This window comes from Bacillus sp. FSL M8-0071 (genome assembly GCF_037975455.1).
GTDB lineage: Bacteria > Bacillota > Bacilli > Bacillales > Bacillaceae > Bacillus > Bacillus subtilis.
The window spans coordinates 644,872-659,741 of the sequence record NZ_CP150256.1; the positions used below are offsets into that span (position 1 = coordinate 644,872).

Annotated in this window: 15 protein-coding genes; 9 read left to right on the forward strand and 6 right to left on the reverse strand. The window is 42.2% G+C overall.

What is annotated here, in order from left to right; genetic code table 11:
• The first annotated feature begins 45 nt into the window (after positions 1–45).
• The 6 genes from MKX71_RS03370 (at position 46) to MKX71_RS03395 (ending at position 6,230) form a co-directional block, all read left to right on the forward strand.
• On the forward strand, positions 46–1,437 hold the full coding sequence (locus MKX71_RS03370) for an MFS transporter (RefSeq protein ID WP_029726587.1): 1,392 nt from the start codon (positions 46–48) through the stop codon (positions 1,435–1,437).
• Between the two features lie 94 nt (positions 1,438–1,531).
• Positions 1,532–2,494 carry a carbohydrate kinase gene (locus MKX71_RS03375; protein ID WP_029726586.1) on the forward strand — a complete coding sequence of 321 codons (963 nt, stop codon included), beginning with the start codon at positions 1,532–1,534 and terminating at the stop codon, positions 2,492–2,494.
• A 195-nt stretch (positions 2,495–2,689) separates the two neighbouring features.
• Positions 2,690–3,373, forward strand: coding sequence for a PspA/IM30 family protein (locus MKX71_RS03380; RefSeq protein ID WP_015715426.1), 684 nt, complete (start codon positions 2,690–2,692; stop codon positions 3,371–3,373).
• A gap of 65 nt (positions 3,374–3,438) precedes the next feature.
• Positions 3,439–4,464: a TFIIB-type zinc ribbon-containing protein gene (locus MKX71_RS03385; RefSeq protein ID WP_015252671.1), complete on the forward strand. Its 1,026-nt coding sequence runs from the start codon at positions 3,439–3,441 to the stop codon at positions 4,462–4,464.
• On the forward strand, positions 4,464–5,228 hold the full coding sequence (locus MKX71_RS03390) for a YgcG family protein (protein ID WP_015252670.1): 765 nt from the start codon (positions 4,464–4,466) through the stop codon (positions 5,226–5,228). The genes MKX71_RS03385 and MKX71_RS03390 overlap by 1 nt, the downstream gene beginning before the upstream one ends.
• A 30-nt stretch (positions 5,229–5,258) precedes the next feature.
• Positions 5,259–6,230 (forward strand): SPFH domain-containing protein, encoded by a 972-nt coding sequence (locus MKX71_RS03395; protein ID WP_003234032.1) that lies wholly within the window; start codon positions 5,259–5,261, stop codon positions 6,228–6,230.
• Between the two features lie 46 nt (positions 6,231–6,276).
• Here MKX71_RS03395 and MKX71_RS03400 read toward each other — a convergent pair whose 3' ends face one another.
• Positions 6,277–7,302, reverse strand: a complete 1,026-nt coding sequence (locus MKX71_RS03400; RefSeq protein ID WP_003234030.1) for a potassium channel family protein — start codon at positions 7,300–7,302, stop codon at positions 6,277–6,279.
• 584 nt (positions 7,303–7,886) lie between these two features.
• Between MKX71_RS03400 and iolT the strand changes: the two genes are divergently transcribed.
• Positions 7,887–9,308: a myo-inositol transporter IolT gene (iolT, locus tag MKX71_RS03405; protein ID WP_019712787.1), complete on the forward strand. Its 1,422-nt coding sequence runs from the start codon at positions 7,887–7,889 to the stop codon at positions 9,306–9,308.
• 47 nt (positions 9,309–9,355) lie between these two features.
• Here iolT and bdhA read toward each other — a convergent pair whose 3' ends face one another.
• Positions 9,356–10,396 (reverse strand): (R,R)-butanediol dehydrogenase, encoded by a 1,041-nt coding sequence (gene bdhA / locus MKX71_RS03410; protein WP_219144802.1) that lies wholly within the window; start codon positions 10,394–10,396, stop codon positions 9,356–9,358.
• Between the two features lie 436 nt (positions 10,397–10,832).
• Here bdhA and walM point away from each other — a divergent pair, with 436 nt between their 5' ends.
• Together walM and MKX71_RS03420 are read left to right on the forward strand one after the other, a co-directional pair.
• Complete coding sequence (walM, locus tag MKX71_RS03415) at positions 10,833–11,204, forward strand: cell wall metabolism protein WalM (protein ID WP_003234013.1); 372 nt, start codon at positions 10,833–10,835, stop codon at positions 11,202–11,204.
• Between the two features lie 65 nt (positions 11,205–11,269).
• Complete coding sequence (locus MKX71_RS03420; RefSeq protein ID WP_131227173.1) at positions 11,270–12,316, forward strand: PD40 domain-containing protein; 1,047 nt, start codon at positions 11,270–11,272, stop codon at positions 12,314–12,316.
• Positions 12,317–12,349: 33 nt separating this feature from the next.
• On the opposite strand, the gene MKX71_RS03425 is transcribed toward MKX71_RS03420, so the two are convergent.
• The 4 genes from MKX71_RS03425 to MKX71_RS03440 all read right to left on the reverse strand — a co-directional run bounded on the left by MKX71_RS03425 (position 12,350) and on the right by MKX71_RS03440 (position 14,807).
• Positions 12,350–12,508: a hypothetical protein gene (locus MKX71_RS03425; RefSeq protein ID WP_029726582.1), complete on the reverse strand. Its 159-nt coding sequence runs from the start codon at positions 12,506–12,508 to the stop codon at positions 12,350–12,352.
• Positions 12,509–12,697: 189 nt separating this feature from the next.
• Entirely contained in the window at positions 12,698–12,907 is a 210-nt protein-coding gene (locus MKX71_RS03430) for a cold-shock protein (protein ID WP_003234008.1), read from the reverse strand.
• 82 nt (positions 12,908–12,989) lie between these two features.
• The gene (locus MKX71_RS03435; protein WP_116316326.1) at positions 12,990–13,805 is read right to left on the reverse strand and encodes an alpha/beta hydrolase; all 816 of its coding nucleotides are present in this window, start codon (positions 13,803–13,805) and stop codon (positions 12,990–12,992) included.
• 12 nt (positions 13,806–13,817) lie between these two features.
• On the reverse strand, positions 13,818–14,807 hold the full coding sequence (locus MKX71_RS03440) for a DUF4003 domain-containing protein (RefSeq protein ID WP_277736954.1): 990 nt from the start codon (positions 14,805–14,807) through the stop codon (positions 13,818–13,820).
• Positions 14,808–14,870: the final 63 nt, after the last annotated feature.

Sequence of the window (14,870 nt, forward strand, 5' to 3'; positions counted from 1 at the left end):
CTCTTGTTTACTGGAAATGAAAACGGATTCTTGGGGTGGGAAATGATGATTGAAACAGAAAAAGTAACGGCAATGAAAGTGAAGCATCAGTCAAAATCCAGTACCGGACTGTCCTGGTTTGAACGAATCGGCTATGGATTCGGCGATATGTCGTATAATATTATCTTTCAGTTTGTAAACGCATACTTATTATTCTATTATACAGACGTCGGCGGCATTCAGCCTGCGGTGATCGCAACTTTGTTTCTTGTTGTGCGTGTGCTGGATGCTATTTTTGACCCGATCATGGGATTGATTTTAGATAAAACGAATACAAGGTGGGGAAAAGCAAGGCCCTATTTGCTGTGGGTGGCATTTCCTTTTGCGCTATTCACATTCTTATGTTTCACGACGCCTCATTTCGGTGAGACCGGAAATATGGTATATGCGTATGTCACTTATATTCTGCTTGGGATGTCCTTTAGTATGCAAACGATCCCGGTGAACAGCTTAACGGGGCGGATGACGAATTCGGTGGAGGAACGAACGGTTCTAACCACAACCCGGATGATTTTGGTGTATATCGGCATTCTTTTATCCATTTCCTGTGCGACACCGCTTGCAACTGCTATCGGAGGAGAGGATCAGGCATTTGGATTTCAGATGACGGCGCTCATCTATGCGGCTGTCAGCATCGTTTTGAATCTATTTAGTTTCTTTACTGTACGGGAGCGAATTCAGCCTAAAAAGAGAAAAAAACAAGGGATCAAAAAGACGTTATCCGTTTTATTCCGAAATAAACCCTTGCTTATGTTAATTTCATCATTTTTGGCTTTTGCGATCGGGTTTAATATTAAGCTCAGCACGATGGTGTATTATTTTACGTATAACGTCAACCATAAAGAGTTCGTGTTTATGGGCACCGTTTTATTTTTCGGGGCAGCGCTGATCAGTAATTTGTTTATTCCTTTCTTTTCTGAGAAGTGGGGCAGAAAACAAGTCATGATCATCACGGCAGCTCTATCGCTTATTTCTTATGCCGGCCTGCATTTTACGCCGTATTCTTCAATTCCACTCATTTTCATTTGGCTTTTCGCTTCGGGATTTTTCACAACGCCTTTAAATACGCTTGCTTGGGGAATGGTTGCGGATTGTGTCGATTATGCGGAATGGAAAACCGGAATTCGCGCGGATGGTGTGGTGATTTCGAGCATGAGCTTTATCAATAAGCTGGGTGTGGCGTTGGCCGGGTCATTTTCGGCCATCTATTTAGGAATCGCCGGGTATGTGGCGAATACAGACCAGACAGTTGCGTCATTGAATGCGATTAAAAATATGAATGCTTTGATTCCGGGATTTTTCATTTTGCTTTCTATTATTCTTATCGCCTTCTATCCTTTAACGGAAAAAAGATATAAACACATCATCTCTGAGCTGGAGCAAAGGTCTGCGAGATAAATATATGTAAAATTTTTAATATTCAATGTTGTATTTATGGCAGAAAGTAATATACTGAGACTGTAATCTAGACTTTATAAATGAGTGTGATAATATGCGTAGTCATTCTGTAGTTTGTATTGGAGAATTGTTAATTGATTTCTTTTGTACCGATGTCGACGTTGATTTAAAGGAAGGGCGCCATTTCTTGAAAAGTGCCGGGGGTGCACCGGCGAATGTGTCAGCAGCGATTGCCAAGCTGGGCGGAGACGCCGCTTTCAGCGGAAAAGTAGGCAAGGATCCGTTTGGGTATTTTCTCAAGCAAACATTGGACGCTGTACAGGTGGATACCTCAATGCTTGTCATGGATGAGAAAGCGCCTACAACGCTTGCTTTTGTTTCATTAAAACAAAATGGAGAGCGTGACTTTGTTTTTAATAGAGGCGCGGACGCTTTGTTTACGCTGGAGGATATTGACCAGGAAAAACTAAACGAAGCGAAAATTCTTCATTTCGGCTCTGCGACGGCACTGTTATCGGATCCGTTTTGCTCAGCCTATTTACGGCTGATGTCGATTGCGAAAGACAATGGACAGTTTATTTCGTTTGACCCTAACTACCGTGAAGATTTATGGAGGGGAAGAGTCTCAGAGTTTGTAAGTGTTGCGAAAAAAGCGATCGCTGTAAGTGATTTTGTGAAAGTCAGTGACGAGGAGCTTGAGATTATAAGCGGTGTGAAGGATCATGAAAAGGGAGTTGCGATCCTTCATGAGATCGGAGCCAACATTGTCGCTGTGACACTTGGGAAAAGCGGAACGCTTCTTTCCAATGGAAAAGACCGTGAAATCATTCCAAGCATTCCTGTGACATCAATTGACTCAACAGGGGCGGGAGATGCTTTTGTCGGTGCGGCTTTATATCAATTGGCAAATACGGATCAGATTCAATCTGTAGATGCTGATTTTGTGAAACTGCGTGAGATTGTGGCGTTTGCCAATAAGGTCGGAGCTCTTGTCTGCACTAAAATTGGAGCGATTGATGCACTGCCAAGCATGGATGAGATTGAAGTTTCTTTGTAAATCATTGAAGATGTCTCTTGAAAGTCTTTGGACTTTATGGGGGCATCTTTTTTTATTACTTACATTTTTGTTCAGGTAAAAAGTTGTATATTTTTCGTTTGAAATGTCATTTTTTATTAAAAAAGTGAAACTTTTAACGATAATAAATAGTATATGTAACAAGGGTTACCGAATAGCTTTAGGAGGAACGATATGATGAGTATAATTGGAAGATTTAAAGATATTATGTCTGCGAATATCAATGCTTTATTGGACAAGGCTGAAAATCCGGAGAAAATGGCAGATCAATATTTAAGAAACATGAATAGCGATTTGGCTAAGGTTAAGGCAGAAACAGCAGCTGTTATGGCCGAGGAGCAGAGAGCAAAAAGAGAATATCACGAATGCCAGGCGGATATGGAAAAGATGGAAAGCTATGCAATGAAGGCGCTGCAAGCCGGGAATGAGGGCGATGCGAGAAAGTTCCTTGAAAGAAAAACATCTTTGGAATCAAAGCTTTCTGAGCTGCAGGCGGCGAATCAAATTGCTGCAACCAATGCCGCACAGATGCGAAAGATGCATGACAAATTGGTATCTGACATTGGAGAGCTGGAAGCACGCAAAAATATGATCAAGGCGAAGTGGGCAGTAGCGAAAACGCAAGAAAGAATGAACAAACTAGGCGCTTCTGTTTCAAGTACAAGCCAATCAATGTCTGCATTCGGCCGAATGGAGGACAAAGTAAATAAGGCACTTGATCAGGCCAATGCAATGGCTGAACTGAACAGCGCTCCGCAGGATGATATGGCTGATCTGACTGCAAAGTATGACACTGGCGGTTCAAGCCAGGTTGATGATGAACTTGCGGCGTTAAAAGCGAAAATGATGCTCGATAAGTAATACATAGGAGGCCGCAGCTTTCGGCTGCGGCGTTATTTTATCATAAGATGTGAGAGGGAACGGTAATGATAATATCTTATAAGTGTCCGAACTGCGGCAGTGATATGGCATTTGACAGTGAAACCGGCTCGTTATCCTGCAGCAGCTGCGGAAGACAGGACAATATTGAAAGCCTTCCGAAAGAAAACATTGCGGCACGGTTTTCTGATGATGAAGCAAAAGAATATCAATGTGAAAACTGCGGTGCCATTTTGATCACGGAAGCTGAAACGACAGCAACGACGTGCAGCTTCTGCGGAGGTGCTGCAATACTTGCCGATCGTTTATCAGGACATTTGGCGCCGGCGAAGGTCATTCCATTTACAATCAGCAAGCAAGAAGCGGAGCAGGCATTTCGAAAGTGGTGCAAAAAAGGCCTTCTGACACCAAGAGGTTTCATGTCTGCTGATCGTATCAAAAGCATCACCGGCATGTATATTCCATTTTGGATGTTTGATTTAAATAGTGAAGTACAGGTGAGAGCAAACTGTACCAGAGTCCATCAATATGAAGAAGGGGATTATATTTGCACGGAAACAGAGCACTTTGAAGCGTTTCGTGATATCAATCTCGATTATTTGAAAATCCCTGTCGATGCCTCTGAAAAAATGAAAGACGAATTAATGGACAAATTGGAGCCTTATTCATACGAAGAGCTGAAGGACTTTCAAACGGCATATTTGGCCGGTTATATTGCGGAAAAGTACAATTATACCGATGAGGAGCTTTTTCCGAGGGCAAAAGAGAAAATCAGCAGTTATATAGATTCATACATCCATTCTACTTTTTCCGGATATACGTCAGTCAATGTGAGGGACAAACATATTCACACGAAAAACGTGAACAGCTTTTACGTTTTGCTTCCTGTTTGGATGGTCAGTTACGATTATGAAAGAGCGGAGCATATCTTTGCGATGAACGGGCAAACAGGAAAGGTCGTTGGAAAGCCGCCGATCAGTCGAGGAAAAGTGGCTGCATGGTTTAGCGGAATAGCAGGCGGGACATTTCTTGCGTTGAAGCTCGTCTCATTGATGATGGGAGGCGGATTTTGATGCGTGGATTTTTTGGGAAAGCGATCTTTGTTGTGCTGGCTGTTTTCATCATGATGCCTTTACTGGGTATCGAAGCGGCAAGAGCCTCTGAATCGCAGCAGCATGTGTACGATCGCGCTCATCTATTGTCAAAAGCGGAGATCGGAAAACTTGAATCTCTCTCGGCAGAGCTGGGTGCAAAGAGGGACACTGATTTCATCATTATTACGACCAAAAGCACAAACGGTGAAGATATTGCAGACTATACCGGCGATTTTTATGATCGTTACGGAAAAGGCAGTACAGCCATTCTGACGATTGATATGACAAACAGAGAAGTGTTTATCGCAGGCTTCAAAAAAGCCGAACAGTATTTGGACAACAGCAGGCTCAATAGCATCAGAAATACGATTTCATCTGATTTATCCAATGAAAATTATTTTAAAGCTTTTGAGACATATATTCAGCTTTCCTATAAAGATATGGGCATAAAACCGGGAGTAAACCCTGACAACATATTCTTTACATGGTGGTTTCAGCTGATTGCTGCCATCGCAGTCGGGGGAATTGCGGTTTCAATCATGCTTTATCATGCAGGCGGCAAAGTAACGGTTAATGGAAATACATATATGGATCAGCGTACGTCTGATGTGATTGATCAATACGACACTTATATTAGAACGACTGTAACAAGAGAAAGAAAACCATCAGATAAAGACAGCGGCAGCGATGGCGGTGTTACGAAAGGCGGCACGTCATACAGTGGGAGCCGGGGCAGTTTTTAAATGTAAGAAATAGAGAAAGGGAGAGGCGTAATGTCGTTTTTCAGAAATCAATTAGCGAATGTAGTAGAGTGGGAAGAATTTAGAGATGATATGATTTTTTATAAATGGAACAATCGTGAAATCAAAAAAGGGAGCCGTTTAATCATTCGTCCCGGACAGGATGCTGTCTTTTTGAACAATGGGCGGGTTGAAGGAGTCTTTCAAGATGATGGCGATTATGATATTGAATCAGAAATTATTCCATTCCTTTCAACGTTAAAGGGCTTTAAGTTTGGCTTTAACAGCGGCATGCGAGCTGAGGTGCTGTTTGTCAATACGAAGGAATTTACCGTAAGATGGGGAACAAAACAGGCGATAAATATTCCGGCAGCGGGAATGCCAGGCGGGATGCCCATTCGCGCAAACGGCACATTTAATTTCAAGGTGCAGGACTATATCAGCCTGATTGATAAAATCGCTGGCGTGAAAGATCAATATTTTGTAGAGGATATTAAAACCCGTATCATTTCTATTCTGGATCAGCTTCTCATGAAGTGGATCACAAGAGAAGGGAAAGATATGTTTAATCTTCAAGCAAACGCTTTTGATATTGCCAAGGGAATTCAAGAGGACTTAGATATGCAATTAATAAGCGACGGGATGACGGTCACTGGTTTTCAAATCATGAGCTTTAATTATCCTCAAGAGGTTCAAGATATGATTACAAAGAACGCTTCCTACGGTATGGTTGGGGATGTGAACAGATACCAGCAAATATCAATGACGGATGGAATGGCATCCGGAAAGATGAGCGGAGGCGGAGCGGCTTCGGATATGGCTGGAATGATGATGGGAATGAATATGGCCAATCAGATGATGAACCAAATGAATCAAAATCAGCAGGCACAGTCATCAGGCCCACAGTCAACTGGCAGCGGAAGCAAACCGAATTTCTGTCCAAACTGCGGAACAAAAACGGGCGAAGCCAATTTTTGTCCGAATTGCGGCCAGAAGCTTGTGTAAGACTCATACAGTGAAAAGTCCGGAGTGATCAGCACTCGGGACTTTTTTATTTAGGAGAATAAGCGTTACCTATTGCTTGCTCCTGAACAGGCCACTTTCGAGCCCCCGCTTGGATAATTCCCAGCAGCAATTGACGACGTTCCTTTATTGAATTGACGGCAATTTGAAATGTTTGCTTTGATAAAGCCGGTATGCCTGATTGTTGAAGCTTTGAGATGTCTGGTTCCGGCGGCGCTTGTTCTGCAGGATGGATATAGGCAGTATGAACGGTATCTAGATAGTTTTTGATACTTGAGCGCGCTTCTTTGATATGAAGCTGATTCGGCTGATATTGTTCAGGAATTCCGTATTTGAAAATGGTTAGAGCCTCATCCAATACAGCAACAGCTATAATGGATGATTCCTGATGCTGCGTGCTGTGGTAAAAATGAAGGATGGGGAAGGCGTTATGCTGAGCGGTCAGCTTTCCCAGTTCTGATGAGGCAGCGATAAGAAGAAAATCAATGTCGTGAAAATCTTTGCCATTCCATGCATTATGGACGATTTCTGTTCCGTCATGCCCTAGACTTAATACACTTTGGGCAAAGGAGCGTTTTTGATTAACCGCACTCAAGACGGAAATCAAATACGTGACAGAAAACGTGATGGTAAGCAGTCCTTGAGCTGTTTCAATAATCGTGACAAGCTTCCATAGGCCTCCGTTCGGAGCGAGGTCGCCATTTCCTAATGTAAACATGACATAGCCGGAAAAATAAATTCGGTCTGACCAGGAAGCCGGTTCTTTTGATTGAGTTTCCATAAGTGATTGAGGGTCACTTGAGTAAATCAAAACCCACCCGCCCCAAAATAGACTAATCCATATCACTAACGTCAGGCATAACAGCAGAGGACCAGCCATACTTAGAACCTTTGCGTGGTCACCGCTGATTTTGCGGCAGCCCTTCCACAGCCAGGCAGACAGGCATCTTGTGATCGGGCCTGCACCGCTCTCTAACCATAACGTGGTCCATAAAAAATCAATCATCCCCGCTGTCAATAATAAAAGGCCTGCAATGATATAACCCTCATTCATTTTGGTTGCCTCCCTTAAGCCAGCCTTCTTTTATTTTTCTTTTCTATTTCCTTTTATCTTGAGTCTGAAACAATTGAACGAATGTTTGATTTTACAGAGAAAAGTAGGTGAAGTTACCCAACACTTACTCATTTATCGATATGAATAGAAAATCACAGGATTTTTGACTTGATTCACACACTTTTATGAAGAAAAACGTCCATTTTCCCCTTGAATTGATGATTTTCCTTTTATAGAGTAAAAAATTTTCAGAAATTTATATTGACTGAAAACGTTTTTATAATTATGATAATATCAGATATAACAAAAATGTCACTATCATATCACTACAATTGAACTATCAAGTGACTATTAAATGCCAAATTTACAAGGTTATGCACAAAGAAATGACCATTGCTCTTTTAGCGAGAAATGAAATCGCTTCCATTGGGACTGACATGCTAAGAAGAAGGGAAGGTTATGAGGTTATTGGATAAAAACATGAACAACTATTTTCTGAAGCCTGCTTACGAAATGTGAGGAAGGCAGCAGCCCTGGAATGAGTTTTTGACATACGCATTTTGAAAAAGACTGGGGGAAACAGTATGAATAAACAAGGCAATCAAATGTCATTTTTACGTACAATTATTTTAGTCTCCACTTTCGGCGGGCTTCTTTTTGGCTATGATACCGGTGTGCTCAATGGAGCTTTGCCGTATATGGGAGAGCCGGATCAGCTTAATCTCAATGCCTTCACAGAGGGCCTTGTCACCAGTTCACTTCTTTTTGGAGCGGCACTGGGTGCTGTGTTTGGCGGCAGGATGTCTGATTTTAACGGCCGCCGCAAAAATATTTTGTTCCTCGCTGTTATATTTTTTATTTCAACGATTGGGTGTACGTTTGCACCAAATGTTACGGTCATGATTATTTCCCGTTTTGTGCTCGGTATTGCGGTTGGGGGTGCATCCGTAACGGTGCCTGCCTATTTAGCAGAGATGTCTCCTGTGGAAAGCAGGGGACGGATGGTGACGCAGAACGAATTGATGATTGTATCAGGACAGCTTTTGGCCTTTGTTTTTAATGCGATCCTTGGAACAACAATGGGAGACAACTCCCATGTGTGGAGGTTTATGCTGGTCATTGCGTCACTTCCAGCCTTGTTCCTGTTTTTCGGCATGATCAGAATGCCCGAGAGTCCCCGCTGGCTTGTTTCTAAAGGAAGAAAAGAAGATGCTTTACGTGTATTGAAAAAAATCAGGGATGAAAAACGGGCAGCAGCTGAGCTGCAAGAAATTGAATTCGCTTTCAAAAAAGAAGATCAGCTTGAAAAAGCGACGTTTAAAGATCTTTCAGTCCCATGGGTGCGCCGTATTGTGTTTATTGGATTAGGGATTGCGATTGTACAGCAAATTACAGGTGTGAATTCGATTATGTATTATGGGACTGAAATTCTAAGAAATTCCGGTTTCCAAACGGAAGCCGCTTTAATCGGAAATATTGCGAATGGCGTGATTTCGGTATTGGCAACATTCGTCGGAATCTGGCTGCTGGGAAGAGTGGGGCGCCGGCCGATGCTGATGACAGGCTTGATCGGTACGACAACAGCATTATTGCTAATCGGGATATTCTCACTTGTACTTGAAGGATCACCGGCACTTCCGTATGTAGTCCTGTCATTAACGGTCACATTTCTTGCTTTTCAGCAGGGCGCCATTTCACCAGTGACTTGGCTGATGCTATCTGAAATTTTCCCGCTTCGCCTTCGCGGACTGGGAATGGGTGTTACGGTATTCTGTCTGTGGATGGTGAATTTTGCAGTCAGTTTCACGTTTCCGATATTGCTGGCAGCTATCGGGCTGTCCACAACGTTCTTTATCTTCGTTGGATTAGGAATTTGCTCTGTCCTGTTTGTGAAGAAGTTTTTACCGGAAACGAAAGGTCTTTCGCTTGAGCAGCTGGAGGAAAACTTCCGCGCTTATGATCACGGCGGGGCAAAGAAGGATTCTGGGGCTGAAGTGATTGGATAATTAAAAAAAGAATCCGCACCCGAGTGCGGATTCTTTTTGGTTTCAAATTAGTTAGGTTTGACAAGGATTTTGACTTGGCTTTTCTCTTTAATAAGAGCCCCGAAGCCTTCCTCGATCAAATCATCTAGTACGATTTTTTTCGTTACGAGTTTGTCGGCTGAGAAATAGCCTTCTTTCATTAATGACAATACAGCCGGGAAGATGTCGCGGTATCCGATAATTCCTTTTACTGTACGTTCTTTGATTACGATATCGTTCGGATGGATTTCAGCACCTTTTTCCCAAATGCTGACGATGACGGTTTCACCGGCAATTGTAGTGGACTGGATGGCTTGTCGTAACACCACTGGGACACCAGTGACTTCGAATGCTACGTCAACACCGCCTCCTGTACGTTCTGCAATCTCAGCGACTACATCGTCTGTTTTAGACGGATCAACGATGATCGCGCCAAGCTCCTCAGCTTTTTGCTGGCGTTCAGGAGAAAGCTCAACAGCGTAAATATCAGTTGCACCGGCAGCCTTCAGCGCTTCAATGACAAGAAGTCCGATCGGGCCGCAGCCGAATACAGCCGCTTTGTCGCCTGCTTTGAGTTTGCTTGATCGGACAGCGTATAGAGCAACTGCAGAAGGTTCAACGAGCGCGCCTTGTTCATATGATAATTCATCAGGAAGTTTGAACAAAAGCTCTTCATCTACAGAGACGTATTCAGAGAAACCGCCGCCTCCGCCGGCTAAGCCGAGGAATCCCATTTGTTCATCAAGGTTGTAGGCGCCTTGGTGGCCGTGTGTAGCAAAAATCGGCTCGACTACAACGCGGTCTCCAACTTTATAATTTTCAACGCCTTCTCCGACTTCGACAACTTCACCGGAGAATTCATGCCCCATTGTGACAGGTGCCGTTTCATTTGTTAATGGGTGCGGTTTGTCAACCGGAATAAAGATCGGGCCGCCCAGATATTCGTGTAAATCACTTCCGCAGATGCCGCACCATTTGACTTTGATCTTTACTTTTCCCGGCTCCGTTTTTGGCTCTTCGATATGTTCAATACGGATATCCTTTTGGTTATGCCATCTTGCTGCCTTCATGGATTACCACTCCTATAACTTTTGATGTGAGTAATTCCGCACCGGTCAATATGAACTGTTCACAAAATCGCCATTTTTAAAACCAAAAAAGAAATGAAATTTTTATATAATATAATCTACGTTTTTTTGAAAAAAGAAACTTTGAAGAAAAAAGGGTCTCGCACACTCTTTTTTCTTTATATGAGAGTATCAATCGTTTACATAGCTATGAATTTGGTTTGAACAATACGGTAATGGTTCGTTCATATTGAATGCGACAACTACTCTATCAATAATTATAACGCTAATACCGCTATTATAATAGGATAATCTTCCATGGTTTAATTTAGCAGAGGTAACTTTTTGACTTTGTAACATTACTGTAAGGATATTGAAATAAAAAATAGCTGGTTGATCGTGTATAATCTTCCTAGATGTTAACAAACAGGGGGACGAAATGTTGAAGAAAGTCATTTTAGCCGCTTTTATCTTAGTAGGAAGTACTTTGGGAGCTTTTAGTTTTTCATCAGATGCCAGTGCGAAACATGTGAACGGAAATATTACTTGGTATAATGGAGTCGGGAAAAAAGGCTCTTCAGGTAAGAAACTTGGACATTGGGATTGTGCGACCAAAATCGGATTTGATGTTCCTAGAAACGGGACAAAAATCAGAGCTTATGCAAAAGCGAAGCCTAAAAAGGTGATTACGGTTTATAAAAATGATGTTGGCAGAATGCCTAATGCAGTGCTGGATGTTAGCCCTAAAGCGTTTAAAGCGCTTGGATACCCATTAAGCAAAGGTAAAGTAGCGGGGCATTACAGCTATTAATGTACATATATAATCTGGAAAGCAAGAAGTCACATTCTTGCTTTTTCTATTGGTGGAGATAAAAGATGAAAAAAAGAATCATATTATTATTAGCAGTGATAATAGCGGCAGCTGCCGCTGGAGTTGCGTTTTATGTTGCAAAGGATAAAGGCCATGAGAAGGCTGCTGATGTTTCAGTCAATACCGAAAGCGGTGATGAGCTGCTGGTTTCAATTACAGATACGGATCTGCTGACAAAGTATTATGAAAATGACAAGGTGATCCATGAGGAGAAGCTGACCAGCTATCCGGCATTTGCCTTGGATCAAAAACAGCAGGTGCTCTATTATACGGGCAATAATGAACAGAATGAAATGAGGCTTTTTAAACTGGATCTAAAGTCTAATAAAAAGACGGTGCTTTATAAAGGCGCGGAGAGTGCGGACAGTTTGTTTTTATCCAAGGACCGTTCAACCATCTATTTCCGCTTAGGAAAAGCGGACGAAAGCAATTTTCGGATCGCCGCTTTTGATCTGAAAACGAAAAAGTACAAAAATCTTTATCCTGCCGCTAATGATCAGGATAACACCGTCAGCAGCTTCTTTTATAACCAAAAAAACGATTCATTTGCATTGCTTCATTATTCTGTAGAAGAAGACTACAAGAAAACAGATGAAGCAAACGAAAAGGGCATCGACCCAGAACCGACAACGATTCATTTTGCGGAAGGCCGCCAAAATAAATTTAATGAGCTGAAAAGCCTGAACCAATTTATCAGCGATATTGCTGTTTCTGTTGATGATAAACGTATTTTATTCACATCATATACGCAAAAAGGAACGGAGCAAACCGCTTCTATTCAAATGCTCAATGCGGATACGAAAAAATATGAAAGCATCATCTCAAATCAAAAATCATTTAAGCTGTTAATTGACGCACAGCCTCAGTTCTCTAAGGATGGAAAGAACATTTATTTTCTTGCCGAAGCCAAGGGGGCTAAAAAGCTGAAGGACGAAACAGGGCGTGAAGCTAAGGTGCGGACGATTTATTCCTATAGCCTTGAAAATAAGACCTTCAAAAAAGTATGGGAAAATCCGAACGGCATCATCAACAGCTTTTCTGTGATTAACTAATAAAAACCACTCGGCATAAGCTGAGTGGCTTTTTTAATGGATGAGGTGCAGGGCTAATGATTCGAGCCATTTAAAGATATGAATCAGAGGTACCGACAAAAACAGAAGTTCAACATATGAGTTCATTGCAACATTCAGCTTTTTGAACGCAGCTCTTTTTTTCAAGTCTTTTTGCTGCTGGTTTGAGATCACGTTATCACTCCCCGTATATCCATATTATACCATTGAAACAGACAAAAAAGCCCTAAACGTTTACAGTTTTGGGCTTCTTTCTTCGTATTTGGCCTCTTGCAATGAGAGGCTTTTATTCTGAAATATAGAATTTTGTCTCCGTTCGGGGTTTGTTTGCTTGCAGGAGACTGCATTTGTTATAGGGAAGAACTAGCTTGTTTTCGTTTGGCTGTTGTTTTGGAGATTCACTAATGAACGGATGCCGTCGACCATTTTACTTCCGCATAAAGGGCACAATGGCGTATCACTGCTGGCGAAGTTTTTTCGGGTCCAGCCATTACAGTCTTCTTTTGTGCATTCCCAAGTACTCACATCTTCTTTTGGCAGCGGTTCTTGATTTCGTTTGTTATAGTAAGACATAAAGTCACTTCTTCCCTCATGTATTTTACTGCACACTTCTTATTGTCTCATACTTTTCCCTAATCTCCTAATTCCTTTTTCTTTATGACTTTCCAATAACCCCATCTAAAAAGGAGAGGAGTGTGCTGTTAAAAGCATCTGGCTCTTCTAAAAACGGGCAATGGCTGCTTTTAGGAAAGGTAACGAGTGTCGCGTTTGGAATATTGCTGCGCAAGTGTTCCCCAGCTGCTGTAGAGAAAAATTTCTTGTCTTCCCCGAAGCACAGCAATGTCGGCACATTGATGTTTTGGAGGGTGCCCCGGTAATCAGCGGCCGTTTGGTTAAATAAAATCGTGCTAGAAATGGCAGCCGGCTGTTTGAGAATTTCTGCCAGCATCCATTCTGTTTCGGTCTCGGCAGGCGGTTCTGCGAACATATTCTGGATGAAGCTTTCGTAGAAAGGCAGCGGGTCAGTTTGAATGGCGTGCATCGCTGTTTTTAAGCCGTCAAAATCAAATGGACCGTGTTCCCAGCCCTCCCATTGATAGTCGGAAGCGGATTGATCGATGATCACAGCGGCTTGAATGTTATCATTCCCAAATTGATTGAGATAATCCCATACGACAAAAGCGCCCATTGACCAGCCGGCAAGAACGACATGGTCAAGCTCCATTGCATTTAGAAATTCCCTTATGTCACGGGCATATTGGGAAATGGTGTGGCCGTGAAGCACTTTGTCAGATTCGCCGTGTCCTCTAAGATCAAGACGAATACATTGATAATTGGCAGAAAGCGCCGAAAATTGTTTGTGGAAAAATTGTCCGCTCATCAGCACCCCATGTATAAACAGGATCGGCGTCCCGTTCCCGTGTGTTTCATAGTAAAGGCGTGTCTGATCTTCTAATGTGATGTATGGCATGTTTCTCCTCCTTTAGTTTCCATCATGAGTATGGCTGGCTGCTGTTGAGCTGATGATGGCAGCTGTCACGGCTGCCTGCTGCGCTTGAATGACTGTTTCGATAGCGGTGTATAGTCCTGATTCCATCAGCAGATTTTTCTCCATATGCTCACTGAGATAGAGGCTGACAGCAATTTTAAAGTTCATTTCCTTTTGCCATTTAAAAGCTTTTTCCTGGTTTAATTCGTCAGTGATGCACAAAACGGTTTTGATATCTGGCTCTTCCAGAAATGTGAGGAGAGCAAGGTCTGGATAATGATAATCCTTTGGTTTTTTGACAGATTCAGTGATGGATTGATATATCTGTTTGCAAGCGGAAACCAGCATTTCGGGCTCTTTTTCACTTTGCAAGGCCAGAATATGGCTGACCTGATGTAAGTACTGTCCTTTTTTAAAGCCGTTGGCTGCCAGCAGCTGATAGCATGTTTCCGCCTTCTGTAGCGCCTGCAAACCTTCTCCGTTTTCTCCAAGCAGTATGGCAAGCGGAACATTCTGAGTTGAAGTGAGGAAATAATGATTTTTCTTCATCTGCTGATAAACTGCTAGCCCCATGTTCATCTGTTCTTTTTGGTTTGTCGTTTCAGATTTTCCGGTGAGCAAGATCAGAGCGGAAAGGTATGTGAACATATCCCGCTTATATCCTAGCTTCACCATTTCATTGTATACATCGATAAAAGTATGAAATGTTTGTTTTGCCTCATGCTGAAAATGAATGTCCAGAATAGATGCAACAGTAAAGCGGTGGTGTGAATTGAGTGTTGAGAAGCTGCCGATGTTTGATTTGATATAGCTGCTCAAATCATAAAAGCGCTGAAAATCAAACTCTCTTTTATTCACAATATATGCAGAAGAAATGAGCATTAATATCTGATCGTGTGAAACTTTCCATTTTAATTTTGATTTTAATTCAGCATAAATGGAAATGTATTGCTTTATTTTTTCATATAGGTCGTGTGTCAGCATAAAAAGCAGCTCCTTTTTGCTGTTTTTACGTAATACGATAAATAGGGCCAAAGGTTTCATAAA

Coding starts and splice junctions, on each gene's coding strand:
- MKX71_RS03370 (WP_029726587.1), top strand. CDS start 46: ATGATTGAAACAGAAAAAGTAACGGCAATGAAAGTGAAGCATCAGTCA.
- walM (WP_003234013.1), top strand. CDS start 10,833: ATGTTGAAGAAAGTCATTTTAGCCGCTTTTATCTTAGTAGGAAGTACT.
- bdhA (WP_219144802.1), bottom strand. CDS start 10,396: ATGAAGGCAGCAAGATGGCATAACCAAAAGGATATCCGTATTGAACAT.
- MKX71_RS03400 (WP_003234030.1), bottom strand. CDS start 7,302: ATGAATGAGGGTTATATCATTGCAGGCCTTTTATTATTGACAGCGGGG.
- MKX71_RS03380 (WP_015715426.1), top strand. CDS start 2,690: ATGAGTATAATTGGAAGATTTAAAGATATTATGTCTGCGAATATCAAT.
- MKX71_RS03375 (WP_029726586.1), top strand. CDS start 1,532: ATGCGTAGTCATTCTGTAGTTTGTATTGGAGAATTGTTAATTGATTTC.
- MKX71_RS03440 (WP_277736954.1), bottom strand. CDS start 14,807: ATGCTGACACACGACCTATATGAAAAAATAAAGCAATACATTTCCATT.
- MKX71_RS03395 (WP_003234032.1), top strand. CDS start 5,259: ATGTCGTTTTTCAGAAATCAATTAGCGAATGTAGTAGAGTGGGAAGAA.
- iolT (WP_019712787.1), top strand. CDS start 7,887: ATGAATAAACAAGGCAATCAAATGTCATTTTTACGTACAATTATTTTA.
- MKX71_RS03430 (WP_003234008.1), bottom strand. CDS start 12,907: ATGTCTTACTATAACAAACGAAATCAAGAACCGCTGCCAAAAGAAGAT.
- MKX71_RS03420 (WP_131227173.1), top strand. CDS start 11,270: ATGAAAAAAAGAATCATATTATTATTAGCAGTGATAATAGCGGCAGCT.
- MKX71_RS03390 (WP_015252670.1), top strand. CDS start 4,464: ATGCGTGGATTTTTTGGGAAAGCGATCTTTGTTGTGCTGGCTGTTTTC.
- MKX71_RS03435 (WP_116316326.1), bottom strand. CDS start 13,805: ATGCCATACATCACATTAGAAGATCAGACACGCCTTTACTATGAAACA.
- MKX71_RS03385 (WP_015252671.1), top strand. CDS start 3,439: ATGATAATATCTTATAAGTGTCCGAACTGCGGCAGTGATATGGCATTT.